The organism is Desulfogranum aggregans (assembly GCF_055398265.1).
This window is the reverse complement of record NZ_AP042447.1, coordinates 2376567-2402845: the sequence shown is the minus strand read 5'-3', so window position 1 is coordinate 2402845 and position 26279 is coordinate 2376567. Positions and strand designations below refer to the sequence as shown.

The following is a 26279-nucleotide window of genomic DNA, read 5'->3' as shown; positions in this document are numbered from 1 at the left end:
GCGTGCTGCAGGGGGTGCGGTGAGCGAAAACGGAGCGTCTGGCTATGCATCTACTGTACATCCTGCTTGTCGTGTTGCTGGCTACCCGTGTTTGCGGGGAGGCGGCCGAGCGGCTCAACCAACCATCCCTGGTAGGCGAATTGCTGGCAGGCATCGCCATGGGGGTGATCTTTCAGCGCTATGGCCATGTACTGCCGATACTGTCCGCATTGCCGGATAATGAGGTCTACAAGGGCTTTACCGATCTATCGATCTTCTTTCTTATGCTGCTCGCCGGATTGGAACTGCGGCCGCGTGACCTGGCCAAGACCTCGGGGCCGGCTATGGCCATCGCCGCAGGTGGAGTGCTCCTCCCCATGCTCTTCGGCGTGGTCCTCGGGCGGATATTTTTGCCCGACTCTCCCTATAAATTGGCGCAGTGCCTCTTCCTTGGGACCGCCCTTGCCATTACCGCCGTACCTGTTTCGGTCAAAATCCTGATGGATCTGCATCTGCTCAGGTCCAAGCTCGGACAGGCGATCGTCTCCGCCGCCCTGTTTGATGATATTTTCAGCCTTATCCTGTTGGCAGTGCTGACCGCGATTATCAACACCGGACAAATGCCCGAAGCATCAGTCCTGCTGGTACTGCTCCTGAAAGCGGTCCTGTTTTTTGTGGTAACCATTGCAATGGGGCTGTATCTCCTGCCATGGATCAATCGAACCGTGGTTCGTTTCAAGTCAGACGAGTCTGAGTTCAGCACCTTACTGGTGGTTGCCCTGCTGTTCGCGCTTCTGGCAGAGGCCTTAGGCTTGCATTTTATTCTCGGGGCTTTTGTTGCCGGGTTGTTTTTTGTACGCCGGACCATGAGCGATGCGGTGTATACGAACATTAAGGGGAGCCTGACAAGCTGGACCAAAGGCTTTTTTGCGCCACTTTTTTTCGCCTCCATCGGGCTGCATCTCAACCTCTCCGCACTGACAGAGATTCCGCTCTTTGTTTTCCTGCTGGTAATGGCTGCGGTGATCGGAAAGCTGCTAGGTGCGGGGTTGCCGGCTGTTGCCATGGGATTTAGTCCCCGTCAATCATTCGGCATCGGAGCGGCCATGAGCGCACGGGGTGCTGTGGAATTAATCGTAGCGGAGATTGCCATGGAGGCAGGGCTGTTCTCCCGGCCTTTTCCTGTTCCCCCTGAGGTGGCCAACCTCTTTTCAGCGGTGGTGATCATGGCCCTGGTGACGACTGTGTTGACCTCATTGGTCGTGCGACCGATTCTCGGTCTGGAAAAATCGGGCCGGCAGCGAGAATAAGCAGGCCGGTACTGCGTTTACCTGTATGGAGATTGCTAAGGCACCATTGGTTTGACCTCTCGTCACTGATCGGCTTCAGCCTTCTTCCTGTGCACACCAGCGCCAGGTTTTTTTGGCAGAGACTTCGAATCAGACGTCGCCTCAACTGAGGCGGAAAAGGCGGACATTCGCGCTAGTTTCTCACCTTTTTTCATGCTATTGTACTCTTGGTGCTGGTGAGTTGAAAGGGGGGCCTGGTTTCGCTGCAAGACGCATCCCCATTGGGAACCAAAAAGGCCATCTTTTGATGTCGTATGGGGCAAAGGAACTCCGTAACCACTGCCGTGCATGAGCATCTGAGGCATAGTCAGCCGGCGTTTTCCTGGTAGCGGGGGGTATACCATGGAGCAATAATCAAGGTTTGAGGTTACATCGAAACTGTGTCAACGGAAGAGAGGCAAGACGCCGGAGGCGAAATTACAGGGGGCGTGGATTCCTGCAGCCCAGCTTCAGCCGAGCACCCTTACCGGCTTTCCGACCTTATTGACCTGGCTGCTGTGCAAAAAATGGCTGATTCCCATTTTCAGGCAACCGGCATTCCCATCGGCTTGATCGATACCGCTGATAATGCACCCCTTGTCGGCGCAGGGTGGCAGGATATCTGTGTGCATTTTCATCGAAACCATCCGCAAACGTTGCAACGGTGCCTGGAGAGCGACGCTTTTGTGCAGGCCGGTTTTCATCGCACCTCCCCCTGTTCGTACAAGTGCCTTAACGGTCTGTGGAATGTGGGAATGCCGGTGATAGTTGCCGGAAAACACTTGGCGACCTTGTTCCTCGGACAGTTTTTTTATGAAGGCGAGGTACCGGACCGGGAGCTGTTTATCAAGCAGGCCAATCAGTATGATTTTGATCAGAAAACCTATCTGGAGGCCCTGGAACGGGTACCGGTTTTTACCAAAGAGAAGGTACAAACGATCATTGACTATGATATTGCCCTCACAGGCTTCATTGCCGCCCTCGCAGAGACCGCGCTGAGGCATAAGCAGGCAGAGACGGAGCGTGCTGCCCTGGAGTTACGCCTCCAGCAGGTTGAGAAAATGAATGCCATCGGTCAACTAGTCGGGGGGATAGCTCATGATTTCAATAATATGCTTGGCGGCATTGTCGGCGCGGCAGAGATGCTCCAGGTTTATCTGCCTGATGATCAAAAGGCCCAAAAATTTCATCGCCTGATTCTGGATACAGCTGACCGGGCAGCGGAGTTGATCGGCAAACTGCTGACCTTGAGCCGAAGGACACCCCCGAAAAACTCCTTGGTCGACATGCATCAGGTCATACGGGAAACGATTGTACTGCTCGAGAACACCGTTGATCCACGTATATCCCTGGAAACCCGCCTGGATGCCCAGCAAACCATCGTGATTGGCGATCAGTCGCAACTGCAGAATGTTTTTCTCAATCTCGGTATAAACAGTGCCCACGCCATGCCTGATGGCGGAAGTATAGTGGTTTCATCCGCAAATGTTACACTGGATGCCGCTACCTGTCAGGATTCACCATTTGAGCTCCAGCCAGGTCAATTTTTAGAGATGGTTGTGCGTGATACTGGCGCCGGTATTGCGCCTGAGGTTGTGCACAAGATATTTGACCCTTTTTTTACCACCAAGGAGCAGAAAGGGACCGGCCTGGGATTGGCTACTGTTTTTGCGACGGTGCAGCAGCACCACGGCGCGATCACCGTATCCAGCCTTGTTGGAGAGGGAACCACTTTTACCCTCCATTTACCTGTGGCTGATCGGGAGCATATGGCAGCTATGCCTTCTCCCTTGAAAGACCGTTCAGGCATAGGAAAAATTTTGCTGGTGGATGATGAAGAGATCATGCGCAGCACTGGCAAAGCACTGCTTGAGGAGCTGGGATTTGAGGTGCAGCTGGCCCGGGACGGCAAGGAAGCGGTGAGCATATTCCGCAGGGAAAATACCACTATTGACCTGGTTATATTAGATATGCTGATGCCTGTGATGAATGGGCGGGATACTCTGCTTGCACTACAGCAGATTGACCCAGGTGTACGGGTCATTCTCTCCTACGGGTATATTACTGATGAAGAACTGCAACACATGCAGGAGAACGGACTTGGAGGGTTTATTCAAAAACCCTACCGTAGAGCTGCGCTCAGTCGAACTATTCAGGAGGTCCTTGCCTGAACAGTGTGATCGAGTTGCACTATCTTTCCCTGTTTTTTCCGTGTTCTCCACCCACCGTCGAGAGCGTGGTTGAAACAGTGTGAGTCCCTTGATGAAGGAGCCTTCCCGAAACAACCATGAAATTGCCGAAGCTTACCCTTGCCGATCTTGCTCGTTCTGGGCATGTGACCAGGTGGCACAGTGTGCGGACTTCCCGCGACCAGACCCTTGCAGAACATCACTACATGGTCACACGAATTTCCAACCGTCTGGCAAAAGTTATTCTCGGACCACACTTGTCTGATTCTTCATTGCTGCAGATCATGGAGTATGCCTCTCTTCATGATACCCCGGAACTGTTGATGGGAGATCTGCCAAGTCCGTTGAAGCGACACATTGAACAGTTGAGCGGAGACAATAATCCTATTGAAGCAATCGAACGGGAGATAGCGCCGTGGCTGTTTGAAATGAAGGCGGCGATTGAACGGGAAAACCCGGAGTTTATGGTCATCGTCAAGCTCGCAGATATCATCGATGCGCTGGTGTTTATCATCGATGAGGGGATCGGCAGGCATGCCAAGCAGGTCGTTCAGATCCTCTATGACATGCTGGAGCAAAAGCTCAAGCAGGCGATCGTGGATTTTCCTCAGTACCGCTGGCGGAGTACGGTGGATGTACTCAATGAGTTACTGCAGCAGAGTGAAGAGACCAAAGTCGCCTTTGAGTTGCCGCCTTCCCAATAAGTTGTATTGGATAGGTTGCAATATCCGTTGCTGCAGCCGATGATAACCGGGAGAACGTGATGATCTCCCGGGAGAAGACTCTCCCGGCAACAACGTCTTCGCCGCCGGGAGAGCAAGAGGTGCACTCTGCATTAGCGACCCTGTCGCCTGCCTCCGCGGCCCATGCCGCATCCCCGGCGTCCACCTCGGGCCATGCCCCTGCCGTTAGCCGCCTGTCCTCGGCGAAATCCTCCAAACAATGGGGCATCGTTTTGCGGGTTGTCCTGCGTTGGCTGACGGCAGGTACCACGTCCTCTTCCTGTTGCCGGTCCTTGGCCGGCAGGTCCTGTTTGATCTTGATTAGGCATTTCATCCTCCTTGTGGTGAATAAATGGTTGAGTAGGTTTATCATTGCTCATGCACGGCCCGTTCACCCTGCCCGCATCAGGCAGGCGGTTCCTGCATGAGCACTATGTGCTGTGCGACCGGGCATACGCTGCTAGCAGCTGGTTGATTTCGTCGCGTGTCTGTTCCAGTTCCGCTATCCACTGTTCCAGCTGTTGTCTTCCAGCCGTGGTCAATCGGTAGACTCTGCGTCGCGGACCGCGACTGGTTTCCCCGTCATAGGAGGCTACCAGACCACTGTGCTCCATTTCCCGCATCATTCGATATAGAATGCTGGGGTCAATGATGGATGCGGATTCAGAGTAGGCAGCCAACCCTTGGAGCAGTTCGTATCCATGGCGGTCGCTGTCTGCCAGTTGAAAGAGACAGCAGGTCTGGATAAATACAGATTTTCTGCGTTTGCCTCGGCCTTGAGAATTCCTTCCATGGCGTTTACCGTATCGTTGCATCATGCCTCCTTGGCCTGTAGATTTATCATCTATTGACTATTTGTCAATAGATAAATTGTTTTTTATGTTATGGTGCCGAGCGTAACTTGCTGGTTGTCGGTGGCAAGCAGGGTGTCGGCAAAATGGTGGCGGGCGTAGACCAGCATATTGTCGAGTCTGCTTTGTGCATAGGATGGGTTGAGGTGAATCAGCATCAACCGCTCGACCTGGGCATGACAGGCAACATGGAGCACCTGGTCTATGGAGGTGTGGGGCATTGGCTGAGAAGCATCTTGTTCTGCCTGTGGGAGAGCGGTCGAGTCCTGGTGATCCAGCCAAGACTCGTGCAGCAGCAGCCGTACATGAGCAGCCAAATCAAGGGTGGTTGTGGAGGAACAGGTATCGGTGACATAGGCGATGTCGTCGTTGATCCTGTACCCCAACGATGGCGCGCTGTGCTGCTGGAGGACGGCTTCTACCTGGTGCCCGTCGATGACGGTTCGACCGGGGACGAGGTCGGTGCAGGTGAGCCTCATGGGAAAGGCTGCAAGGGGAGTGGAGAAAAAAAGGGTATCAAAAAAAGTGTTCAGGATTTCTCGAACCCCTTTGCCGTACAGCTCCTTACCCGGCCCGAAGATGTTCAGCTGTTTCCCCGGAAAAAAGAGGGGGAGATAGGTGAGGCCAATCAGGTGATCGTAGTGGTAGTGGGAAAGCAGGATGTTGATGGAGGTGTACTTGGCTGCTATCCGAGCTCCGGTTGGTTCGCCAAAGCGGGCCATACCTGTCCCGGCATCCAAGATAAACAGCGAGCGGCCAATCTCGAGACAGTAGCAGCAGGTTTGTCGCTCAAGGGTAGGTATCCAGCCACCTGAGCCAAGGGGCGTGAGGGTGAGAGAAGAAGAGGGATGCATGGGATACCTGAGAGCTGGAGATGATTGAGCTAGTTTGGGGGGTGTTGAAGCAGTTGCCGGGAGACCTCGTTCCACCAGCGTTGCTGTATTTCAGGAGCGTATTGAGCGGAGGTATCCGTGTCAAAATCCGTGTGTTGGGCAAGGATTTCCTCATGGTACGCAGCGATGATGGTATTGATCCTGGCTACTGCAAGCGCCTGAGCCTCTTGAGGGCTGTTGCCGATAATCGGGAGGTCGTGACCAGCCTGATGCTGTTCACGGTTAATTTTTCGTGCCGTCAATTCCATAAGGGCAAAGTGAATCTGTTCGTGCTGGAGCACGTACGGCTGTTTTTCCGGAGGGACTTTTGGGTTCCACCAGGAATGGTCGGGGATAAATACGGCTTCAACAGCCAGATTTTCAATGTCAGCAAAAAAGACCGGTGCATCACCGAGCATGCTTGCCCTGACAGCGATTTTGGTCGAGGGTTTGGGGCGGATCTGGATGCTTGAGCGGGCATTGAAATGTGCCTGCATCTCCGGGGACGGACCGGTCAGTGCCGGTGCCCTGAAATCCATCTGTGTAAGCGGTCTATATGAGAAATAGGGTGCTGCGGGATCTTTGCTTGTTTGAATGACTGGAGCAGCATAGTCAGGCAGCTGGACGCATCCGCATATTGTCACCAGCAGTGCAACGAGAAGAGATATATGCTGGTCAAAGCGGAAAGGAGAAGAAAACAGGCGGAAGAGCGCCCTGTAGAGATGTACAACGGATAACGGGAGCCGTGGTTTCCTATGGTTCAGCATGCCGTAGCAGGAGACATGGTGCGTTGCAGATGCAAGACCATACGGCCGGCGGTAATCAAACCGCCGGCCGGGGAAAATAAACGTATGTTCCGCTCAAAGAAGACGGTTACATGCCGGTGATGATGCTTTCCACCCGCCTGTTTTTTGCACGCCCTTCTTCGGTATCATTACTGGCAACGGGTTTTGATTTGCCAAAGGAACTCAGCGTGATGCGTTTGTTATCAATACCACCTTTTTCGACCAGGTAGGCCCGTACACTTGCCGCCCGCCGCTGAGCAAGCTTAAAGTTGTACTCTTCGGAGCCGATGCTGTCGGTGTGCCCTGCAAGGGTAACCTGTGCTTTGGGGTTGTTTTGCAGAAGAATCGCCAGTTCGTTCAGTGCTACGTAGTATTCGGGTTTAATATTGGATTTATCAAAGTCAAAGTGAACATCGCTGACGCTTGTACCGACAACTTTAGCTTTGGGCATTTCACCTTCTTTGACCATGAACAGGGGATTGGTCAGCCATTCAGGATGTCCGAGCAGCTTGGAGAATTGGATTACTTTTCCGCAGTCAGAAGCATTGGCAACAGCCAGGACCGCATTATCGCCCGCGGAAGCGTCATCAGTGTCGATGACATAGAAGCAAACCTTGTATTTTTCAGCCAGCTGTTTGGCTATCGCTCCTGGTTTGGGAAGCCCCTTGTTAAGCGTGTACTGGCCATCTGTAAAGAGAAAGACAACTGTTTCGCCTTGGAGCTGCGCAAGGATCGGGTCCAGGGAGACCAGGCCGTGCTGCAGGAGGGTGGTTCCCGACGGACGTGCAGGAAGGGCATCGATGGTGGAGGAAAACAGGCCTTTGTTATAGGTCTGCACCGGTAGAAAGGTCTTGAATGCTTCTTTGCCAAATCCAGGGGTAAATGAGTAGATTCCGGCCTGCCAATCGAGTTCAGGCAGAGTGGATACTTTTTCTGTAAGGATTTGCCGCTCTACATCAATGCGCATTGTTCCAGGCTTTGATTCTGCACGCATGGAACTGGAAGAGTCATAGAGCACGAGAAAATTATCGGCCAATTTGACAAAGGTCACCTTTTTGCCGTCGACCATTTTCGTGACTTCCTTAGCCGATGCCTGACTGACGAAACATGCAGCAAGCAGCAGCGTCAGGCCAATGAGCATACCTAGACGAAACCTCTTCATGATTTTCTCCTTGATTTGAAATGGATGATGGATAGATAACAAACTGACTCTTTTAGAATAATGCAGAGAGGGAAGGAGGTCAATTGGTGAAAAAAAGAAAAAACAAATAGTATCGGTTGAGTACGCTGGTAGAATACGCAGGGGAACAGAGGGCCTCTATCCTGATGTCCTCGATAAGTGTGGTGACGGTCCATGAAGAAAAAAGAATCTGCTGCCAACTCAACTGCCGCTATTTCTTGCGGAGAAAAGTGGTTCCGGGGAATGGTTGCCCAGACAGGCCTGTCAGACGTATTGACTGCCGAGGTGGGGGCATGGGAGCGGCAATCTCACCAGATGGAGGGAGGGTTCGTCCTTCCCGATGTGGTTTTTTCTGTAAAAAATGGGCGGGCTGCAGACCGGTTACTTCCTGCTACGATAAAGAGGGCATATGCTGTATCGAAGATTTGGCAGAACAGAACTGCAAATGGCGGTGTTGAGCGCTGGCGGAATGCGCTTTATGCAGTCATGGAAAGACGTTGGCCTGGAGGAAATACAGTCAACGGAACAGCAACTGCTGGAGCAAATAGTCGCTCGAGCCTTTGCCGTGGGCATCAACCACATCGAAACCGCCAGGGTTTATGGCACGTCTGAACGCCAATTGGGAGAAGTGCTCAAGAAGTATTCACGAGCTTCCTATATCCTGCAGACCAAAGTTGCTCCAACAGCCGACCCCCTGATTTTTACCGACAATGTACTCGATTCCTTGAACCGGCTCCAGGTCGAACGGGTCGATTTATTGGGGCTGCACGGTATCAATACCTATGAGCAGCTCTGGTGGGCCTGTAAACCTGGGGGATGTCTTGCCGCAGCGCGGAAACTGCAACAGCAGGGCAAGGTCGGCTGGGTCGGTTTTTCCAGTCATGGTTCCACCGAGCTCCTGCTGCAGGCGGTTGGGCATGCAGAGGAACGGGGATTCGATTATCTCAATCTCCACTGGTATACTATATTTCAACGCCATCAACCGGTGCTTGCGGCGGCGGCTGAACGCGACATGGGGGTTTTTATCATCAGTCCGTCGGACAAGGGGGGAATGCTGCATACGCCCCCGGCCCTGCTCACCAGGCTCAGTGAACCCCTATCGCCAATGCAGTTCAATGATCTTTTCTGCCTTCATCAGCCGGCGATCCATACACTGAGCATCGGTGCGGCACAGCCTGGCGATTTTGATGAGCATGTCCGGGCCCTGGAATGGATTGATGACATTGCTCTGGTACACGGGATCTATCTGCGATGGCAGGAACGCATGAAAGCCATTTGCGGGTGCGATCGGCCGGACATTGATTGGGAACGCTATCCCTGCTATCGACAAACACCAGGGATGATCAATATTCCCTTTATCGCCTGGCTGTACAACCTTGCCCGTGGCTGGGACCTCCTGGACTATGCCCGGGCCAGGTATGCCAAGCTGAGTACGGGCAGTGATTGGGTAGCGGGAAATAACGGCGCACTGGTTGACGGCTTTAACCTTACCGATACCCTCAACGCGCACGGAGGTCGAGCTGAACACACCCTGGAGCTGCTCAGAGAAGCGCATCGGTTATTGCAGGAGCCGGCACCCGATACCGAACAGTAGGGGAGGCGATTCTGTCGTGCGGGGAAGGTCCTCTGGCTGGAGAGGAGGTTAAGTGGGCTCGCTGTCCGGCTGAGCAGACAGGTGGTTGTTGCTGCATGCCTGGTGCGCCCCGCTGAGTGCGAGGGCTGCCATTTTGCCGCCGTAGGTGGTTTCGGAAGCCTGTCCCCAGATGGCGGTGATGATTTCTTCCGGAGTGAGGTTTTCCCGCCTTGTGACCGGTAAGAGGACTGATTGCTCGTCTGCGCGCGACCAGTGCACCAGGCGCGCTGCTTTCAGCGTGGAGGCTATAGTTTCCAGTTCGCTGGCGGATACCCCCTCCATTCGCTCGGCCAGGGAGTGGAGTGTCGTCGGGGTGCGGTGTTGAAAATCTGATGAGATCAGCTGAAGCATATCAAAGGCCAGCTGCAACCGACGCAGCGGCCATTGGGAGCCGTCATCGAGCGTATAATGACGCTGATGCTGGACTGCATAGGCCAGCGCCGCTCCCAGGAGAATAAAATTCCATCCCAGGTAGACCCAGACGAGGAAAAGCGGGACAGTGGCAAAAGAGCCGTAGATCACATTGTAATTGGAGACGCCGACTTGCAGTAAAATATAGATCTTCTGGGTGAAAAACCAGAACATTGAAGCAAAGAACGCCCCGGTAAAAGCAGCCCGCGTTGTTACCTTTGCTCTGGAAAAGAACAGGTACATCAACATGAGGGTAAGGGTGATAAAGGCAAAGGGTAAGAATTTAAAGAGGGCGCCGATCAACCAGGGAAAGGGAATGATCGATTGAATGTGGGAAAGCATACGCTGGTTGACGAGGATAGCCTCACCGGCCAATGCCAGATTGATGGAGACCGGCAAGAGGATCAGCAGGGCAAGGTAATCCATAACTTTGCGTAAAAACGGCCTTCCTTTCCGCTGTTTCCAGATGTCTAGCATCGCTTCCTCGATGGAGCTGAAAACGGAAATAACCACCAGGAGGGTACCTACGATACCAAATGCGCCAAGGGCGGCAAAGTTGGTGTTTTCCGCATAGGAAAAAATCGTATCAACTGCGCGGTAGAGATGGCCGCTCATGGTGTTGCGCGGCGATTGTACCGCTGTGCCGGTGGCATCTTCCGGCAAGTTCTCCGCTGGTGAAGGAGTCGGTCGCGGTTCGAATTGTTCGATGAAACGTTCAGTCGCTATTTTCAGCTGGTCACCGCTGCCCATTCCCTTGAGTATGGCCGTGCTCATGGCCAGCAGCGGGACCATGGCCAGGATTACCGAATAGGTGAGGGCTGCGGCCCGTATGGAAATTTTTGCGCGAACAGCCTCTCGGAAAACGATGATTACAATGCGCAGCAAAGGACGCACCCAGGGGAGTAATCGGCCGCCGGACTCCTGTTGGGCAAAGGTCCTGGATAGAAAATGATCCCATCGCTGACCATGGCGGCCGGGTGAGTGACGGGTAGCGGATGGAGACGGTGTAGACATGGGCGAGCGACCGTATCAGTTTGCAAGCTCGCGAAAGAGCCATTTTTCAATTATTTCAAAGACAATCTCTCGCTTTATCGGTTTGGAGATATAATCGTTCATACCGGCATTGAGGCAAATCTCTCGGTCGCCTTTCATGGCATTGGCGGTCATGGCTACAATGGGAATTTGTATAAAGCCGCGTTCACGAATGATTCGCGTCGCTTCCAGGCCATCGACTTCCGGCATCTGAATATCCATGAGGATAAGATCAAACTCCTCGGGGGAGGCGGAAAAGGTGTCAATCGCCGCCTTGCCGTTATGTGCTACTTCTACCTTGTAGCCAGCTTTGGTCAGGATGAGGGTGGCCAGCTTCTGATTGACCGGGTTGTCCTCGGCCAGCAGTATACGTATGGACTGTTTCAACTCTTCACGGACACTGTACTGGGTGATCAGCTTTTCAGCAGCTACTTTTTCTTTGTCGGTTTTTTCTTCTCCCAAGAGCTTTTCAATGGTTTTGAAGAGGATTTCACGTCGGGCCGGTTTGGTGAGAAAGGCATTGAACCCCAATTGGTTGCACCGCTTGGCGTTTCGGTCATTGGCTGAGGTATAGGCCAGCAGAGGGGTATTGGCCGTCGCAGGAATCTCGTTGCGAATAATACGGGCCAGGGCGTAGCCATCCGGTTGCGGCATCTGAATGTCGAGGATGATCAGGTCAAACGGTTGTTGGGTTGCCAGTGATTGTTCGATCAGGTGGCGGACGGTTGTGCTGTCGGTGGTGGAGGTGACCACCATACCCGCATCGGCAAGAATATGTTCGAGAATGCTGACATTCGTTGCATTATCGTCGGCGACAAGGACTCTTTTTCCGTCCAGTGGGACCTTGGTAAACGTTTTGAGGCGCTGTTGGCTGGATTTGCGCATTCGACTGGTAAAGTGGAAGGTGCTTCCCTCGCCTTGCCAACTTTCAGCCCAGACATGCCCACCCATAAGGGACGCGATTTTACGGCAGACGGAGAGACCGAGTCCGGTGCCGCCAAATTCCCGGGTAGTAGACCCATCAGCCTGACAAAATGCATCGAAGATCGTTTCAAGCTTGTTTTCCGGCAGGCCTATGCCGGTATCACGCACCTGAGTGTGCAGGGTGATGTGCTCATCAGATTCTTCGGCAACCAGGACTGTCAACTCGATTTCTCCTGATTTGGTAAATTTTGCCGCGTTGCCCATCAAGTTAACCAGTACCTGACGAAATCGACCGGGATCACCGGTAATATTCGCCGGCAGGCTGCTGTCAATCCTGCACAAAACCTCAATGGGACGGTTATCGACCTTGGGACGTATAAGGTCGCAAACGTCCTGGGCAGTAATTTCCGGATCAAAATCGATCCATTCAAGGTCGAGCTTGCCTGCTTCGACTTTTGAGAAATCCAGGATGTCATTGATCAGCGACAGTAGCGCATCTGCACTGCGCTTGATTGTCTGGGCGAACTCCCGTTGGGTATCGTTGAGATCCGAATCAATCAGCATATCCGTAAACCCGATGATGCCATTCATCGGCGTACGAATCTCATGGCTCATGGAGGCCAGAAATTCGCTTTTTGCGATATTGGCCGATTCTGCTGCCTTTTTTGCGCGGCGAAGTTCGGCTGTCTGCTGCTTGATCTCCGCCTGCAGGGTTTTTGAATAGTTGAGCTGCTGTTCTTGAATCTTTCGGTAGTTATCCTCGTTTTCGACCATGATGTCCTGGAACTTTTTTTCAAGGACTGAGGACTTCCGGTCAAATTGCTTTTTTTGTATCCGCAGGCGATTGATGGTGTCTTCTGTCTCCTTGTGGGCAAGGAAAAGGCGAATATTCAGGCGAACGATAGTGCTCAGCCAGTCCGGCGCCGGCGTGGAACTGCTGCTTGCAGGAGTTGCCAGGATGGAGCATTCTAGATCAGGGATCATGTGCAGGGCGTAGCAGCGGCCTGTATAGTCAAGCGTTATTTCCGAGGCCAGGTCGCGACTGTTGTCGATGAGCTGTCCGGCTTCCCCTGCATCAAGAGGAAAACGAGAGGACGCAACATGGTTACCCTGCTGGTCGACACAAAAAAAGAGGATCTGGTCGGTTTCCTGCTCCAGGTGGTCGCACAGCAGAGAGAGGGTGTGGACCGGGTCGACAAGATCTGCAAATAACGTAGTGATTGCCATGGGCTACTTACCGTACATACTGGTGATGTTCTCAAGCTCTTCCGGCAGGTCTTCAGCAAGTACCTTGTATTCGGCAATATTCTCCTGCACGTGTTCGGCGAGCTCGGGAGAGAGTTGTGACTGCAGTCCCTCGGTGAGGGAAAACCCCAGTTGGTTGACGAGATACTCGGCAAGCTGCAGGATGGCCGAGGGGGAGGTCGGTTGAAAAACTGCTCCTTCTTCGTGGTGATCTCTGATGGCCTCTGCCAGTGGCTGGGCGATCTGCCAGTCGCAGGCAAGAAGGTAGCCGATTTGACAATGGTCTGTACCCAGTTTCTGTTGTTCCAGGTCGGTGATCCGGGGATGGTGTTCATCGAACTGACCGATGATTTCCAGAAAGTCCGCCCTGGCTGTCTCGAATTCCACAATCAGGCCAATATCATGCAGGATGCCGGTGAGGTAGGCGTCGTCGCCGTTGATGGATAAAATCCGCTCAGCGATCATTTTGCAGCAAATGCCCACAGCCGCACTGTGCGACCACAGGCGCTGGGGATCAAATTCCGCTGCGGCCTCGGTGTCAATCATTTCCTGAATAGCGTCGGTAACGGCGATGTTGTGCAGGTTTTTCATGCCCAGAAGCGCTACCGCCCGCGAGATGGAGTCCACGCTGCGGGACATGCCGAAGAAGGAGCTGTTGACAAGGGTCAGCAAACGTGCGACCAGTGCAGGATCCAGACGGATGACCTCCTCAAAGTCCTGGAGGGTGGAATCTTCATCTTTTATCAGCTCCGCCAACCTGGTCACAATATGCGGCAGGGTTTTGGTTTTTTTAAATTGTTTGATCAGCTTTTCAGCCGCAAGCATAGGAATCTCCGTATGATGGGGACCGGGAAAAATGCACGACCTGGGAAAGTGCGGTGCTGTTACACCTTGTGTTCGGTCTTGGTGACGGCTTCAGCTTTGATGCGGTCGAGTAGTTCCGCCAGGACGGGCTTGATGTTTTCCCGTAAATCGCCTGCAACAATGATAAACAGGAGATCGTCCCCCGGCTGAAAGGAGCCGGAGTTGGCCTCGATAATGATTTCGTAGATGCCTTCTTTGGCCAGGTATTCTTTACGTAGCGCCTCGATCTTGTGGTGATCAACAACGGTTTCCAGACTTTTCACTGTTTCCTTGTCTGCTCTTGACCAGTTGCGAACTGTGCCGTTGTGAATAAGGATCATGCCAACGTTGTCGGTGAAATCGGGGCGCTGCTTCAGGGATTGGATAGTTTTGCTGATGTCCATGGTTGAATCTCGCTAAATTGGTTTTTTTTTGGATTTGTTTTTCAAAACAACAACCGTACGACCGGAATCCGGCAGCGTCAGCTTTTGACCGATCCGGATGGTGGCGTGTCGATCGAGCCCGTTGAGCTTTTTGAGCTGCTGCGCAGAGGTGCGGTGTTTTCGGGCAATGGTGCTGACGGTTTCCCCCTTCTTGACCATATGGTACCGGTCAGGAGTCTGGCTGGCAGCATACATGGCAGGTTTCCACTGGCTGATTTTGAGTCGAACCTGCTTGGTTGCGGGGAGGCGTATAACGTGGCCTTTAGGGATGAGCTTTGTTCCGCTGAGGACTGGCTGTTTGAGCGACGGATTGAGGCGGGCAAAGTCCTCCGGGGAGACGCGGAAAAAAGAACAGAGCTGCTGACGGGAGGCGTAACCCTCCAGGTGAAAGGATTTAATGGCCTCAGGTCGATCCATTATGACGCTTGAGTCTTTTTCCACTTGTTTGGCAACACGGACCGCTGCCAGGAACTCCGAATAGAAATTTTGCGAGGCAAATTTAAAATGCCCTTTTCGGTAGTTGGCAAAAATGGCGGGGTATCGCTTGTACTCCTTCACTGCTCGTAACATTCCCGGTCGTCCGTAGTTGTAGGCGGTCAGTGCCAGAGGCCAGCTTGCAAGCTGCGCGTAGTTCTCTTGCAAAAGTTTGGCCGCGGCGTGGGTTGACAGGATGGGGTCGAGCCGTTGGTCAGTAAGCTCGTTGATGGTCAGGTACTGCCTGCCGGTGCTGCGGGTGAATTGCCATAATCCCGTGGCCCCCGCTTTACTCTTGGCTTGCGGATTGAACGAAGATTCGACATGGGGGAGGTAGGCAAGGTCCGGGGGGAGTTGATAGCGTTGTAAGATTCTTTTGATCTGGTCAATATGCCTGCCTGAACGGATGACGCCCTTTTTGAATCGGTCTTTCTGGCCAATTTGCAGCCGAATATTATCTCTTGCCTTGAGATAACTCGTGTGCCGCTGTTTGGGAAAGAGGGCGGCAATTCTTTTTTCCTCACGGGTGGTTGGTTTTTTTCCGTGTCCTAAATCAGCCAGGATGCGCTTGGTTCGTTGTCGGGCAAGTTTGATCAGTTTACCGTTGATTTGAGCAGATCCGAGCGTACCCCAATTGACCAGGTCGACGACGGTGTAGACGATCTCCAGGTTATCCCTGTCGTGGAGTATACCCTGATTGGAGGTATAGGTGCCGTAAACATCTTCCCAGAAGGAAACGTTGGGCGCAATAACCGGGTAGAGCGGGAAGGGATCTTTTGCTGCAGCACACCAGGAGGCAGAAAGAACGAGGCACAGTGTACTGACGAGTGGTATGCAGAATCGTGGAATGCTCACAATATGCCTGAAGCCATGGAAAAGATTGCGCATATGGAAAAAAGTGATGTATAGGCTGGGTTAAACAGCAACAGCATGTATGCTACCCGCAGACAAAGTAGAACTTGAGCCGAGGTGTAGCCTTATGCCTTATAGTATACTGTGAAAACCGCATCTGCAAAAACAATAACTGGAAAACGAGCGAGTAAGCGCGATATGTACACACCTATTGTCGGCACCCTTGGTTATATTCTGTCACCGGATCAGAAAAAGGTACTGCTGGTGCACAGAAACGCCCGCAGGGATGATCAGCATTTGGGGAAATATAACGGGTTGGGCGGAAAAATGCACTCTGACGAGGATGTTGTCAGTTGCATGCATCGGGAAATACGTGAAGAATCAGCTTTACGCTGCGAAGAAATGCAACTACGGGGAACCATTAACTGGACCGGTTTTGGTCCCAACGGTGAGGATTGGTTGGGCTTTGTCTTTCTCATCACCAAATTTTCCGGAGAGTTGATGTCCCGGAATAATGAGGGCGAACTGGCATGGCATCTGCTGTCTGATATGGACGCCCTCCCCATGTGGGAAGGAGATCGCTTTTTTCTTCCCCTGGTGTTTGACGGTGATCCCCGCATGTTTCATGGCTACATGCCTTACGACGGCGGCCGGCCTCTTTCCTGGAACTACGTTCGCTGTTGACCCGTGAGGGGGAGGAAGTGTATCTGGTTATTTTTTCGATCCCGCCAACGAGAGACCGCAAACAAAGGAAGGCTAAAAAACTTGCCTTTGAGTGTTGGGCTCTGTATAGTTGGGCACTGTGGAGAAAATCAAAAACGATCATTAATTTTTTAGTTTTTTCAGAAAGTTAAATTGAGGTGTGACTATGGAGAATAATGCGGAATTGCTTCGCTTGGAAGAGCTTGTTGATCAGCTTTTGACCAAATACAGCCAGTTGAAAGCCGACTACCACGCCCTTGAAGAGATGCTGCAAGAGCGGGATACTGAGTGTGCGGAACTCAAGGGGACCATCGAAAACCTGAGCACAGAGCGTACTGCTGTGAGTAACAGGGTTTCAGGTCTGTTGGATCGTATTACCCAGTGGGAAAACGAACAGGCAGGCGAACAGGGCCACGGGAGCGGAGAGTATGACGACCAGTCCGGTGGTCAGGGGTCGCTGTTTAATGATGAAACGGAAGAGCACCACGGATAAACGATCCTCAGCATGAAAGAACGTCTCGTTCGTTTCAATCTCTTTGGTCAGGAGTTTGCTTTTTACAGTGACGCCCCGGACCTGGAAGTGAATTCGGCCATTGAACTGCTTCGCCAGGAACTGGAAGGAGGTGAAAAGATGAGCCGAAGCGCTATTCCTTCCAGCAAGATGCTTGTTCTGGGGTGTCTTCGCCTGGCGGCAAAGTACGTGCAGCTGGAACAAAAGGTTGAAAACAGGCAGCGAGTACAGGACCAATCAGTGGAAAAGCTCATCCAGAAAATAATCGAGGGAATGCACTGATCCCGGGAGATTGTTATTTAGTTTCAGGTTGCGTTCTGCTATACTGCAGGCAATAGGCAATGATAACCCCTGCTCTGTTGGTGATCAACGGAGTATTGAGCCAACTCTCATGATGAGGGTAGCCGTTGTGTCGAAAGATGGGAAACTGAATTGATTCCCTGAGAGCGGCAGTAGGCATTGCCCACCTAATTCGTTAGGTTTAATCATTGCGTTGACACGGCAGCGCGGGGGTTTCTTTTTATATATCCGCAACCGTCACCAGTGACGGAGAGTGCGGCCATCAAGCCGTCTGATGTATAATAACGGGATGGATGTAAGTGCAGAAGTGGACGCCAGCCGGTCCAGTGAAACAAGACAACTCTGATGAGATCAGTTTTACTATATACGTGAAACCCGCCGCCCGAACTGTTGGGGAAAAAGTGGAAGCATACTCTTTTCCTGCTACCGGGCAACGCCCAGTCTGATGAGAGAACCAGGTCGCTTTCCCATGTTCGGCGGAGGCGTGAAAATCTCCTGAACCTGTCTGGCCCGACTGTGTCCTCTACAACGGTGCTCACCGTTGTATTCCGCTTTACCCCCTCCCATTTTTCCATTTTCCGCAGCCTTGGCCGCTGTTCACGGTGAGGCCAGGGAGCTGCACAACATACGGGAACTCCCATGGAGCACAATATGATGACCATGTTTCTGGCGGTGATCAACTTCATCGTCGGTCTTGGAATTGGCATATATTTACGAAAACGGCTTGTCGAGGGGAACCAACGAAACCTGGAGGCCCAGGGACGACAAATTATCGAGAACTCCATCAGTGAAGCTGAACAGATCAAAAAGGAGGCTCTGCTCCAGGCCAAGGAAGAGGCGTACCAGGTGAAGCAGGAGGCTGATCGTGAGATTAAGATCAGTCGGCAGGAACTCAAGGATGATCAGCGTCGACTGAATCGAAAATTTGACGAGGTCCAGAAAGATTTTGAGTTGCTCGAAGAACGCCAGGAGCAGGTACGCGACCGCGAGGTAGATGTTGGCGAAGTTGAGCGTAAGGTTGCTGAGCAGCAGCAGACCTATGCAAGCCTCCTTGATGAGCAGCGGTACAAATTGGAACAGATCGCCGGCATAGATCGCGAAGAAGCCAAGCAGGAACTGATGCAGTCCATTGAATCTGAGGCGCGGATGGATTCTGCCAAGCGGCTGGTCCGAATTGAAAACGAGATGAAAATAGAGGCGGATAGAAAGGGGAAAAATATTTTGGCGCTGGCCATTGCCCGTTATGCAGGAGATTATGTTGCAGATAAAACCGTCTCTATGGTTCCATTGCCCAATGACGACATGAAGGGCAGGATTATCGGGAGAGAGGGGCGAAATATCAGAGCCATTGAAGCCGCCACCGGTATTGATATCATCATTGATGATACCCCTGAAGCGGTCATTCTTTCTGGTTTCAATCCCATCCGCCGTGAGGTTGCCCGCCTCGCTCTGGAACAGTTGATATCCGATGGCCGTATCCACCCGGCTCGAATTGAGGAGGTTGTGCAAAAGGTCACTGAAGAGCTGGAGGTGGAGATTCGTGAGGCCGGTGAGAAGGCGACCTTTGATGTGGGAGCCCACGGCATGCATGTGGACCTGATAAATCTCATCGGACGACTCAAGTTCAGGACCAGTTATGGGCAGAATATTTTACAGCATTCACTGGAAGTTGCCTTTCTCTGTGGAGTGATGGCGGCAGAGCTCGGCTTGGATGTGAAAAAGGCCAAGCGAGCCGGCCTGTTGCACGATATTGGTAAAGCCGTTGATCATGAGGTGGAAGGATCACATGCGATTATTGGCCGTGACCTTGCCCGAAAATATGGTGAGGCAGAGGATATTGTGTATGCCATAGGTGCCCACCACGAAGATCAGCCGCCCAAGAGCGTACTCGACATACTGGTCCAGTCCGCAGACGCGCTGTCTGGAGCCCGTCCTGGCGCTCGCAAGGAAATGCTCCAGAGTTATGTCAAGCGCCTCGAAGACCTGGAAGCCATCGCCAACGCCTTCAAGGGGGTGGAGAAATCCTATGCCATTCAGGCCGGGCGCGAGCTGCGTATCATTGTGGATAGTCAGAAGGTGAAAGATGACGAGGCCACCCTGATCAGCCGCGATATTGCCAAGGAGATCGAAGAGCAGTTGACCTACCCGGGTCAGATACGGGTCACGGTTATTCGCGAAACCAGGGCTATAGAGTATGCAAAATAGAAAAGGAGCACAGCCTCTTTACCGCAGATGAGCGCAATGACCACATCAGTGGTGAAACGGCTGCAGGCTGCAAAAAACGTAGCAATTCCTTGTGGTTTGTTTGCTGAAGAGCCCTCTTTTCTTCAGAGCGGCAGGGAAAAAATGCGGCAAACCTCAATTAGAGGCTGCCGCATTTTTTGTAACTGGGTAACTGGGAGAGGGCGGGTGTCCTAGTGATGGTCTTTTTCCGTAGATTGCTCGGCTTGCGCCTGTTGACAGTCATTGCATATACCGCTGAATTCGATATGGTGACCGATAATGTGGTAGGCGCTGTTTGCTGAGGCTTCCTCAACAAGATCTTTGATCACTGGAACGTCAATATCATCCACTCTTCCGCAGTGTGAACAGCGGATGTGGTAATGGATGTCCGTTGTTGCATCAAAACGCTTTTGAGAACCACCGACTTCTATTTTCAGGATCATGCCGTTTTCGGCCATGAGTTCGAGGTTTCTGTACACGGTGCCGAGGCCGATGCGCGGTAAACGTTTACGTACCATATCGTAGAGTTCGTTTGCCGTCGGGTGGGTTTTTACCTTGCTCAGCTCTTCGAGGATGACTTGACGTTGGGTTGTCAGGCGGAGCATTGGAGTTGGTGCGTTCATACTCGCTTCATTAAGTAGGTGAATCTGGTCGAGCGTGTGCTACCTTCGCCAGGTTCGGTTTGATCGGAGAGGCGTTGTGCAATACACCTTATCCGTGATGAATATGGTTAATAGTCAAGATAACTATTATCAGCTTAAACCCTGGAGCCTTTTTTTTCAAGTTGCAAATGAATAACCATCCTTCCCAGGCCCATCCAGTCACTTCGCCGGTCATGTTTCGTGAGCTTCCCATTTGGCCGCCGTTATTGCTTGCACCCATGGCAGGGGTAACCCATTCCGCTCTGCGAACAACCATTCTCACCTTTGGTGGTATCGGTCTGCTGAGTACGGAAATGCTTGCTGCCTGGCGTCTCCCAAAGGAAAATCCTGCAGTTTCCCCGTTTCTTATCCGCACACCAGCGGAAAAGCCTCTCTCCTACCAGCTGCTGGTGAGTCAGCCTGAAACCCTTGGCCCGGCATTGGATGCGCTGCATCGACTCTCTGCGAATGCCGTTGATATCAATCTTGGCTGTCCTGCTCCGCGCATACAGCGCGCAGGAGGAGGGGCACGGTTAGCAGCGGACAGTGACATGGTCAGGAGGATCCTTCGGGAGGCACGAAAAGAGACGACCCTGCCCATCTCCGCGAAGATTCGCCTGGGGAAAAATCTTGATGCGCAGAGGATGATTGATTTTAGCCAGATGCTGGAGGACGAGGGCGTCGATCTCCTGACCGTCCACGCCCGCCTGGAAAAGGAGGCATTCTGCCGGAAACCGCGTTGGGAGTGGGTCGCAAAGATTAAGGAGGCCATAGCAATACCGGTCATTGCCAACGGTGGAATATGGACCGTTGATGATGCTCGTCAGTGCCTTGCAGAAAGCCGGGCAGACGGTCTGATGATCGGTCGGGCAGCTGCTACCAAGCCCTGGTTGTTTGCAGAGATTGCTGCTGAAATCTATAAGATGAAGGGCGGCGGGCATCCTATGGTTTCTCTGCCTAGAGTCTATTATGATTTTTCTGAGGCCTTGCAGAAAAGATTTCGTCCGGAACGGCGGTTGGGTCGGCTCAAGGAATTTACCCACTACTTTGCAGCCAACTATGCGTTTGGACACCACCTGGCCAGCCGGGTGCAATCAAGCCAGACCATGGAAGAAGCGCTCAGCAGGGCTGGTGATTTTTTCTCCCGCAGCGACGCAGAAGGACTGAAAAAACTTCAACAGGATGTGGCGGACGCGTTCAAGATTGCAGCTGCGGGTTGAAATACCCAAACTGCAGTGCGGGAAAATGCTCCTGCAGTCTGCGCAGCCAGGCCCTGATCCCCATCGGTGGGTCTGCAGGGTGATGCGCTATGACCTGCAGGTAGTATTCGGGGTCTATGTTCAGGTTGCGCAGCTGAATAAAATCAGGGGCGCAGGAACTTAGGAGTTCCGACAGTGCGGCAAATTCCTGCGGGGCGTCGGTAAAGCCGGGAAAAATAAAATAATTTAGTGATACGTGGCGCTGATAGCGCTTCATGATGGTCATCGAATGCCGCACATCGGTCAGGGTAAAGCCCTTGGGACGATAATAGAGGGCGTGTTTTTCCGGTTGCGCGCTGTTAAGCGATATGCGGATGGAATCAAGACCGGCTTTTGCGAGCTGCTCGACAGCTAAGGGCAGGGAACCGTTGGTGTTGAGGTTAATGGTGCCTTTGGTTGTTTTTTTGCGTATGAGCCTGATGCTCCGCTCCATCACCTCTGCCTGGAGGAGCGGCTCCCCTTCGCATCCCTGGCCAAAGCTGACGATGGGGTCTGGTGCGGTTTCCAAATGTTCAATGGCGATTTCCGCAATTTCCGCGGCAGTGGGGACAAAGGTTATCCTTTCCTGGGTTGAAGCGCAGCAACCCGAGGGTTGCAGGGAAATGCAGCCCGCACAGGAAGCATTGCAGACCGGTGAGCACGGCAACGGCGCTTCCCAGCGATTGAGAAAATAATTTCTTGCCGCTGGACAGCAGTAGGTTAGACAGCATTTTCCCAGGTGCTGAATAAGGCGATTGTGGGGGTGCTGTTGTAATTTCTTTCGGGTTCGGAGGTTGATCAGGTCCTGATCGAAATTGGCCGCATCCTGGCGACGGTTTCGATCGCTCCTGAACCCCGTAACCCAGAATCTGTCATCGTGCCAGCCGACAGCCGTATAGGCAAAAAGAGGGAGCATTGGGCTGTCTGGCGCGCTGGTCTGGTAGGCAGCGGTGGCAAGCGCAGTATAGGCAGGGGCCATAAAGGCCGCAACAGCCTGGATGCTACCGGAACCGTCGTAGGGGTCGGTATCGAGGAGCGCAGGCTCGCCGCTATCTGGTTCGATGCCGACCGGATGCCTTCCGGGCAGGACAAAGAGTTCACTGCCTTCCGGAAGTTCTATCAGGTCCTCCAGCGGTGGTGCGTAGAATGTACCCGCAGACTGGGCTGCCATTCGCAGCCCGGTATATTCCTGAACCGCACCATCGCTGCCGGCAAAAACCAGCGCAGGTACTGCTGTCGGGTGGCGCTCCCTCATGGAGTGGAAGTGGTGCGAAGGATGGCGGTTCAGCGGGGACGGATTGCGGAGAGTATAGAGTCCACCGCCTGGTAAACGTCCAGATCATCGCCAAAAATGTCCTGTACCTTGGGGTGATCGAGGAGATCTTCGATCACATATTGGGTGATGAACAGGCTGGCAATATTGGGATCCTGGGTGAGGTTGCGAATCGGTGCTATTTTATACCGCATCTCAAATTCCTCCAGGTCGCCCATGGTGCGCAGCTGATGATCTATGGCCTCCTGAATTGCCATCACGTCGTTGGTTTCCAGGATGGATTGGTCCAGCAGGCGCTGTACCAGTGCGACCGCTAGCTCTCTGCTGTTTTCCCGGGCTTTTTTCAGCAGAACCATCCGTTCGCGATCCCGCTTGCGATCAATGGCGTCAATGGTTCTATTGGTGGCATTACTCGGGTTAATATGACGGGCCATGGTGCTCAGCTCCTGCTTTCTTCGACTGCATGCAAGCAGCCGGTAAGGTGAAAAATGATAAAGACGGTCATGCCCAATGATGGCCTGTTGGGCAGGTTAGCCTAAATAAACAGCTTTCCTGTACACGTGTATAGAGTCTGTTGTGCATGCCTTTTATTCTAACGTATCGCTTTGATATAAGCTTCGAAATAAGTCGATTTTTGTCGCTTCCTGTTGATTGAGCTTCAGATCATAGGCCTGGATATATTCTGCTGTCATCCGGTGGGTGTTGAATATGGGAATATTGAGCTTGAGGTTATTGACAGCTTTGGCCAGGTACGCATCAGGCCTGGTGTAAAACATCTCCAGTATAGTCGGCAATAGCTCATAAAAGGAGTCTGAATCCTCCTGGTAGAGCAGCGTCTCAGGTGCTTCACTGAGATCCGCCTCTTCCACCGGTCCATCGTAGCCGAATTTCCAGCCGGTCAGGCCCTCATGGTAGCCTTCCGCCCACCAGCCATCAAGTACACTGATGTTGGGGACGCCATTCATCGCCGCTTTCATACCGCTGGTACCGCTGGCCTCCAGCGGCCGTTTCGGACTGTTCAACCATGCATGCACGCCGGAAACCATGCGCTTGGCGATCTGCATATCATAATCGGGTATGAAAATCAGTTTTCCCAGACCATTGCTCTTGGTGTACAGTTCTTCCTGACAGTCGAGAATGAGTTTGAGTACCGATTTGCCGGGCTCATCTTCGGGGTGGGCTTTGCCTGCATAAAGGAAATTCACCGGCCAGTCGTTTTCTACGAGGATCCGGGCCAGGGTGGTTATGTTTTCGAAAATAAGATCAGCCCGCTTGTAGGTTGAAAAGCGTCGCGCAAACCCTATGGTGAAGGTCTGTGGTTCAAGGTAGTCGGGCTGGTCGAGCCTGGAGAGGTAATTTGGCGGATCAATCCAGGTTTCCGTCATTTGTGCGCGGTGTAGCTCCAGCATCTGGTTGGTGAAATCGATCAGGTGCTTATTGTCTTCTGTCCAGGCTTGCTGTAAACCGGCCGTGAGATCAGGGTAGTCGTCTATGGCAATGGAAGCGAAGCAGCCGGGCACGTCACGCCAGCGGCGAAGGGAAGGCAGTCGGTCAAAAAGAGCAGCCCTGGCGTCGCTGATCCATGTCAGGTGGTGGACACCGTTGGTGATGGCTTTAATCTTTTGCGCAAAGGCAGGGAACTGTTTTCTGGTCACGTCCCGATGGAGCCGGCTGACACTGTTAATGCTCCGGTTGATGCGCATGGCCATGGCCGTAAAATTATATGCGTGGGGATTCTCCTCATCCAGGGCGGCCACATTGAGAATCCGCTGGAATTCAGCGTGGCTGATCGACGAGTAAAGTTGCCGTGAAAAACGATCATGGCCAGCCTTGACCGGTGTGTGAATGGTGTAGACGATTTTTTGCGCCACCCGCTCTGCAGCGCTGAGGATGTCGGCGTCAGTAACCAGTTCACCGAAATTCCTGCCAAAGGCAGCTTCAAGCTCCTGCAGGATGAGGTGCAAGGTCACGGTGACCCCGTGCTGTTCATTGAGATGAATGGTCTGGGTCGTGAATCCCAAGGCAGAGAGGAGAGGAAGAACACCGCTGCCGAGCATTCTGCGTTGGTTAGCCTTTACTATGTCGGAAGTGGCATTGTAGAGTTGACCCGCAGCCTCAACGATCCATTCCGGTGCACCGGGAAGGCTGTAGTCGAGCAGGAATTCCGGGGTGAAGTAGTCCAGGCGCTCTGATATTTCCATTTTCATCCAGACATGGGCCTTGATCAACATCGGCTTGTCCTGCCCATTGAAAAATGGAATATCGATTGTAAGTGGCTGCTCCGGCGCTTCAGGAGAGCGAAGCTGATACAGCGTCGGGGTTTCTTCCGGTTCCCAGCTGGTGGCATGGTCAATTTGCCCAACTTTGGAGTCAACGATCTGAGAAAAATAGCCACCTCGATAGAGCAGGCTGATGCCAAAAACCGGCATGTGCAGATCGGCAAAACTTTTGAGGGTGTCGCCTGCAAGTACACCAAGGCCGCCGCTGTAATTGGGGATTTTTCGTGGGCCCTGGAGGAACTTTTTTAGGAGGGTCCCGGCCAAACGATGCTTGCTTGAGGTGACCTCATTGCGCATCAGTGAATGTTTAAGGGGCTGAAAAACATCAGGGTCAGCGCCGATTTCCATGGAAACGTAGGCCACGGAGTTTGCTTCAGCGGCGGTAAACCTTTCCCACACGGTTTCGAAAACCGACTGGGAAACGCCGAAAAAAGTGCCGAACCGGTTACTGCAGAGAAGCTCTGTAGCGGGATCAGCGGTAGAAACAGGGTGTGTTGATTCAAAAGAGTGCAAGATGTACTTCTCGGCTAAAGGGTTGGGGCGTAATGATTACCAAGAGCGAAGTTTAGAAAGGCTGGATTTGTTTTGCAAGTGAATTCCTTTTCATGGAAAAAAATGTTGTATTCCTTTGCTGGTTGAGTAGAATCGTGGCACTAATTTAAGGTATTTTTACAAGATGATTGATAAATTTGTCTGAGGAGGGCGTAATGCGCATCGATAAATCGTTTTGTCTGGTCGTCTGCATGGTGTTACTGTCTGGGCTGGTCCTTGGTGGGTGCGGTAAAAAAGCACCTGATGCCTCAAAAGAAATGGCTGCTGAAGGCCTTGGCCCTGAGGAATCTTTGGAGAGCAAGGAAACGGATATCATGGAAGGGCGCACTTCCGGCCCCATGCTGCCTGTGTATTTTGCTTTTGATAAGTCAAATATTGTTGGAGAGCAGGTTCAGCGTATTGAGGGAAATGGCGATTTCCTGCTGAAAAACAAGGATGTCAAGGTGCGTATTGAGGGTAACTGCGACCCACGGGGAACTCGAGAATATAACCTCGCCCTTGGTGAACGAAGAGCTCAAAGTGCGAAAAAATATCTCATCAACCTTGGGATTGCTCCGGAAAGACTCACCACCATCAGCTGGGGAGAGGAAAAACTGCTGCTTTTCGGCCACGATGAAATCTCGTGGGCTCAAAACAGGCGTGGCGACTTTGTAATCATTAAGTAAGACCACCCGTTTTTCAGTGCATAACCGGACCGGGAGAACCGTGTCCGGTTTATTTTTTTCTACAGACTTGATCGGTGGGTTCCCTGTAAGCGGCACAGCCTCGGTGTACTGACTGAATGGATACGACGTGGT

At 52.6% G+C, this 26279-nt stretch carries 24 protein-coding genes and 1 other RNA gene; 11 read left to right on the top strand and 14 right to left on the bottom strand.

Features of this window, described 5'->3' with window-relative positions:
• Positions 1-44 precede the first annotated feature (44 nt).
• The 3 genes from ACZ52Z_RS10670 to ACZ52Z_RS10660 all read left to right on the top strand — a co-directional run bounded on the left by ACZ52Z_RS10670 (position 45) and on the right by ACZ52Z_RS10660 (position 4200).
• Complete coding sequence (locus ACZ52Z_RS10670) at positions 45-1289, top strand: cation:proton antiporter (RefSeq protein ID WP_464270725.1); 1245 nt, start codon at positions 45-47, stop codon at positions 1287-1289.
• A 467-nt stretch (positions 1290-1756) separates the two neighbouring features.
• Positions 1757-3478, top strand: coding sequence for a PocR ligand-binding domain-containing protein (locus tag ACZ52Z_RS10665; protein WP_464270724.1), 1722 nt, complete (start codon positions 1757-1759; stop codon positions 3476-3478).
• A 116-nt stretch (positions 3479-3594) separates the two neighbouring features.
• The gene (locus ACZ52Z_RS10660) at positions 3595-4200 is read left to right on the top strand and encodes a YfbR-like 5'-deoxynucleotidase (RefSeq protein ID WP_464270723.1); all 606 of its coding nucleotides are present in this window, start codon (positions 3595-3597) and stop codon (positions 4198-4200) included.
• A gap of 131 nt (positions 4201-4331) precedes the next feature.
• Here ACZ52Z_RS10660 and ACZ52Z_RS10655 read toward each other — a convergent pair whose 3' ends face one another.
• From ACZ52Z_RS10655 to ACZ52Z_RS10635, 5 genes are all read right to left on the bottom strand, one after another.
• Positions 4332-4547, bottom strand: a complete 216-nt coding sequence (locus ACZ52Z_RS10655; RefSeq protein ID WP_464270722.1) for a DUF5320 domain-containing protein — start codon at positions 4545-4547, stop codon at positions 4332-4334.
• 102 nt (positions 4548-4649) lie between these two features.
• Positions 4650-5036, bottom strand: coding sequence for a PadR family transcriptional regulator (locus ACZ52Z_RS10650; protein WP_464270721.1), 387 nt, complete (start codon positions 5034-5036; stop codon positions 4650-4652).
• A gap of 59 nt (positions 5037-5095) precedes the next feature.
• Positions 5096-5923 carry an MBL fold metallo-hydrolase gene (locus tag ACZ52Z_RS10645; RefSeq protein ID WP_464270720.1) on the bottom strand — a complete coding sequence of 276 codons (828 nt, stop codon included), beginning with the start codon at positions 5921-5923 and terminating at the stop codon, positions 5096-5098.
• Between the two features lie 29 nt (positions 5924-5952).
• Positions 5953-6480, bottom strand: a complete 528-nt coding sequence (locus ACZ52Z_RS10640; protein WP_464270719.1) for a hypothetical protein — start codon at positions 6478-6480, stop codon at positions 5953-5955.
• A gap of 334 nt (positions 6481-6814) precedes the next feature.
• Positions 6815-7888 carry an OmpA family protein gene (locus ACZ52Z_RS10635; RefSeq protein WP_464270718.1) on the bottom strand — a complete coding sequence of 358 codons (1074 nt, stop codon included), beginning with the start codon at positions 7886-7888 and terminating at the stop codon, positions 6815-6817.
• Positions 7889-8315: 427 nt separating this feature from the next.
• Between ACZ52Z_RS10635 and ACZ52Z_RS10630 the strand changes: the two genes are divergently transcribed.
• Complete coding sequence (locus tag ACZ52Z_RS10630) at positions 8316-9500, top strand: aldo/keto reductase (RefSeq protein WP_464270717.1); 1185 nt, start codon at positions 8316-8318, stop codon at positions 9498-9500.
• A 48-nt stretch (positions 9501-9548) separates the two neighbouring features.
• Here ACZ52Z_RS10630 and ACZ52Z_RS10625 read toward each other — a convergent pair whose 3' ends face one another.
• Genes ACZ52Z_RS10625 through ACZ52Z_RS10605 form a run of 5 tightly spaced genes read right to left on the bottom strand, consistent with a single transcriptional unit; the run spans position 9549 to position 15766 of the window.
• Positions 9549-10964 (bottom strand): YihY/virulence factor BrkB family protein, encoded by a 1416-nt coding sequence (locus ACZ52Z_RS10625; RefSeq protein ID WP_464270716.1) that lies wholly within the window; start codon positions 10962-10964, stop codon positions 9549-9551.
• 15 nt (positions 10965-10979) lie between these two features.
• Positions 10980-13133: a response regulator gene (locus ACZ52Z_RS10620; protein ID WP_464270715.1), complete on the bottom strand. Its 2154-nt coding sequence runs from the start codon at positions 13131-13133 to the stop codon at positions 10980-10982.
• A gap of 3 nt (positions 13134-13136) precedes the next feature.
• The gene (locus ACZ52Z_RS10615) at positions 13137-13976 is read right to left on the bottom strand and encodes an HDOD domain-containing protein (protein ID WP_464270714.1); all 840 of its coding nucleotides are present in this window, start codon (positions 13974-13976) and stop codon (positions 13137-13139) included.
• 59 nt (positions 13977-14035) lie between these two features.
• Positions 14036-14398, bottom strand: a complete 363-nt coding sequence (locus ACZ52Z_RS10610; RefSeq protein ID WP_464270713.1) for a molybdenum cofactor biosynthesis protein MoaE — start codon at positions 14396-14398, stop codon at positions 14036-14038.
• 12 nt (positions 14399-14410) lie between these two features.
• Positions 14411-15766, bottom strand: a complete 1356-nt coding sequence (locus tag ACZ52Z_RS10605) for a lytic transglycosylase domain-containing protein (RefSeq protein WP_464270712.1) — start codon at positions 15764-15766, stop codon at positions 14411-14413.
• 195 nt (positions 15767-15961) lie between these two features.
• Here ACZ52Z_RS10605 and ACZ52Z_RS10600 point away from each other — a divergent pair, with 195 nt between their 5' ends.
• The 5 genes from ACZ52Z_RS10600 to rny all read left to right on the top strand — a co-directional run bounded on the left by ACZ52Z_RS10600 (position 15962) and on the right by rny (position 19481).
• Entirely contained in the window at positions 15962-16447 is a 486-nt protein-coding gene (locus ACZ52Z_RS10600) for an NUDIX hydrolase (protein WP_464270711.1), read from the top strand.
• 184 nt (positions 16448-16631) lie between these two features.
• The gene (gene zapB / locus ACZ52Z_RS10595) at positions 16632-16958 is read left to right on the top strand and encodes a cell division protein ZapB (protein WP_464270710.1); all 327 of its coding nucleotides are present in this window, start codon (positions 16632-16634) and stop codon (positions 16956-16958) included.
• 12 nt (positions 16959-16970) lie between these two features.
• Positions 16971-17258: a cell division protein ZapA gene (zapA, locus tag ACZ52Z_RS10590; RefSeq protein WP_464270709.1), complete on the top strand. Its 288-nt coding sequence runs from the start codon at positions 16971-16973 to the stop codon at positions 17256-17258.
• A gap of 63 nt (positions 17259-17321) precedes the next feature.
• Positions 17322-17493: non-coding RNA, 6S RNA (gene ssrS, locus ACZ52Z_RS10585), on the top strand.
• A gap of 422 nt (positions 17494-17915) precedes the next feature.
• Positions 17916-19481 carry a ribonuclease Y gene (rny, locus tag ACZ52Z_RS10580; RefSeq protein ID WP_464270708.1) on the top strand — a complete coding sequence of 522 codons (1566 nt, stop codon included), beginning with the start codon at positions 17916-17918 and terminating at the stop codon, positions 19479-19481.
• A gap of 209 nt (positions 19482-19690) precedes the next feature.
• On the opposite strand, the gene ACZ52Z_RS10575 is transcribed toward rny, so the two are convergent.
• A complete protein-coding gene (locus tag ACZ52Z_RS10575) occupies positions 19691-20122 on the bottom strand; it encodes a Fur family transcriptional regulator (RefSeq protein ID WP_464270707.1) in 432 nt (143 codons plus the stop codon).
• Positions 20123-20289: 167 nt separating this feature from the next.
• Between ACZ52Z_RS10575 and ACZ52Z_RS10570 the strand changes: the two genes are divergently transcribed.
• Positions 20290-21360: a tRNA dihydrouridine synthase gene (locus ACZ52Z_RS10570; RefSeq protein ID WP_464270706.1), complete on the top strand. Its 1071-nt coding sequence runs from the start codon at positions 20290-20292 to the stop codon at positions 21358-21360.
• Here ACZ52Z_RS10570 and ACZ52Z_RS10565 read toward each other — a convergent pair.
• The 3 genes from ACZ52Z_RS10565 to glgP all read right to left on the bottom strand — a co-directional run bounded on the left by ACZ52Z_RS10565 (position 21338) and on the right by glgP (position 25443).
• Positions 21338-22633, bottom strand: coding sequence for a radical SAM family protein (locus ACZ52Z_RS10565; RefSeq protein WP_464270705.1), 1296 nt, complete (start codon positions 22631-22633; stop codon positions 21338-21340). The two genes, ACZ52Z_RS10570 and ACZ52Z_RS10565, sit on opposite strands and share 23 nt — an antisense overlap.
• Positions 22634-22662: 29 nt before the next feature.
• Positions 22663-23085 (bottom strand): hypothetical protein, encoded by a 423-nt coding sequence (locus ACZ52Z_RS10560; protein ID WP_464270704.1) that lies wholly within the window; start codon positions 23083-23085, stop codon positions 22663-22665.
• 153 nt (positions 23086-23238) lie between these two features.
• Positions 23239-25443 (bottom strand): alpha-glucan family phosphorylase, encoded by a 2205-nt coding sequence (glgP, locus tag ACZ52Z_RS10555; protein WP_464270703.1) that lies wholly within the window; start codon positions 25441-25443, stop codon positions 23239-23241.
• Positions 25444-25637: 194 nt separating this feature from the next.
• On the opposite strand from glgP, the gene ACZ52Z_RS10550 reads away from it, so the two are divergent.
• The gene (locus tag ACZ52Z_RS10550) at positions 25638-26147 is read left to right on the top strand and encodes an OmpA family protein (protein WP_464270702.1); all 510 of its coding nucleotides are present in this window, start codon (positions 25638-25640) and stop codon (positions 26145-26147) included.
• Positions 26148-26279 lie beyond the last annotated feature (132 nt).

Excerpts from the sequence above, each read along its gene's own strand:
- ACZ52Z_RS10670 (WP_464270725.1), top strand. The coding sequence starts at position 45 with ATGCATCTACTGTACATCCTGCTTGTCGTGTTGCTGGCTACCCGTGTT.
- ACZ52Z_RS10660 (WP_464270723.1), top strand. The coding sequence starts at position 3,595 with ATGAAATTGCCGAAGCTTACCCTTGCCGATCTTGCTCGTTCTGGGCAT.
- ACZ52Z_RS10655 (WP_464270722.1), bottom strand. The coding sequence starts at position 4,547 with ATGCCTAATCAAGATCAAACAGGACCTGCCGGCCAAGGACCGGCAACA.
- ACZ52Z_RS10650 (WP_464270721.1), bottom strand. The coding sequence starts at position 5,036 with ATGATGCAACGATACGGTAAACGCCATGGAAGGAATTCTCAAGGCCGA.
- ACZ52Z_RS10645 (WP_464270720.1), bottom strand. The coding sequence starts at position 5,923 with ATGCATCCCTCTTCTTCTCTCACCCTCACGCCCCTTGGCTCAGGTGGC.
- ACZ52Z_RS10640 (WP_464270719.1), bottom strand. The coding sequence starts at position 6,480 with ATGGATTTCAGGGCACCGGCACTGACCGGTCCGTCCCCGGAGATGCAG.
- ACZ52Z_RS10635 (WP_464270718.1), bottom strand. The coding sequence starts at position 7,888 with ATGAAGAGGTTTCGTCTAGGTATGCTCATTGGCCTGACGCTGCTGCTT.
- ACZ52Z_RS10630 (WP_464270717.1), top strand. The coding sequence starts at position 8,316 with ATGCTGTATCGAAGATTTGGCAGAACAGAACTGCAAATGGCGGTGTTG.
- ACZ52Z_RS10625 (WP_464270716.1), bottom strand. The coding sequence starts at position 10,964 with ATGTCTACACCGTCTCCATCCGCTACCCGTCACTCACCCGGCCGCCAT.
- ACZ52Z_RS10620 (WP_464270715.1), bottom strand. The coding sequence starts at position 13,133 with ATGGCAATCACTACGTTATTTGCAGATCTTGTCGACCCGGTCCACACC.
- ACZ52Z_RS10615 (WP_464270714.1), bottom strand. The coding sequence starts at position 13,976 with ATGCTTGCGGCTGAAAAGCTGATCAAACAATTTAAAAAAACCAAAACC.
- ACZ52Z_RS10610 (WP_464270713.1), bottom strand. The coding sequence starts at position 14,398 with ATGGACATCAGCAAAACTATCCAATCCCTGAAGCAGCGCCCCGATTTC.
- ACZ52Z_RS10600 (WP_464270711.1), top strand. The coding sequence starts at position 15,962 with ATGTACACACCTATTGTCGGCACCCTTGGTTATATTCTGTCACCGGAT.
- zapB (WP_464270710.1), top strand. The coding sequence starts at position 16,632 with ATGGAGAATAATGCGGAATTGCTTCGCTTGGAAGAGCTTGTTGATCAG.
- zapA (WP_464270709.1), top strand. The coding sequence starts at position 16,971 with ATGAAAGAACGTCTCGTTCGTTTCAATCTCTTTGGTCAGGAGTTTGCT.
- rny (WP_464270708.1), top strand. The coding sequence starts at position 17,916 with ATGGAGCACAATATGATGACCATGTTTCTGGCGGTGATCAACTTCATC.
- ACZ52Z_RS10575 (WP_464270707.1), bottom strand. The coding sequence starts at position 20,122 with ATGAACGCACCAACTCCAATGCTCCGCCTGACAACCCAACGTCAAGTC.
- ACZ52Z_RS10570 (WP_464270706.1), top strand. The coding sequence starts at position 20,290 with ATGAATAACCATCCTTCCCAGGCCCATCCAGTCACTTCGCCGGTCATG.
- ACZ52Z_RS10565 (WP_464270705.1), bottom strand. The coding sequence starts at position 22,633 with ATGAGGGAGCGCCACCCGACAGCAGTACCTGCGCTGGTTTTTGCCGGC.
- ACZ52Z_RS10560 (WP_464270704.1), bottom strand. The coding sequence starts at position 23,085 with ATGGCCCGTCATATTAACCCGAGTAATGCCACCAATAGAACCATTGAC.
- ACZ52Z_RS10550 (WP_464270702.1), top strand. The coding sequence starts at position 25,638 with ATGCGCATCGATAAATCGTTTTGTCTGGTCGTCTGCATGGTGTTACTG.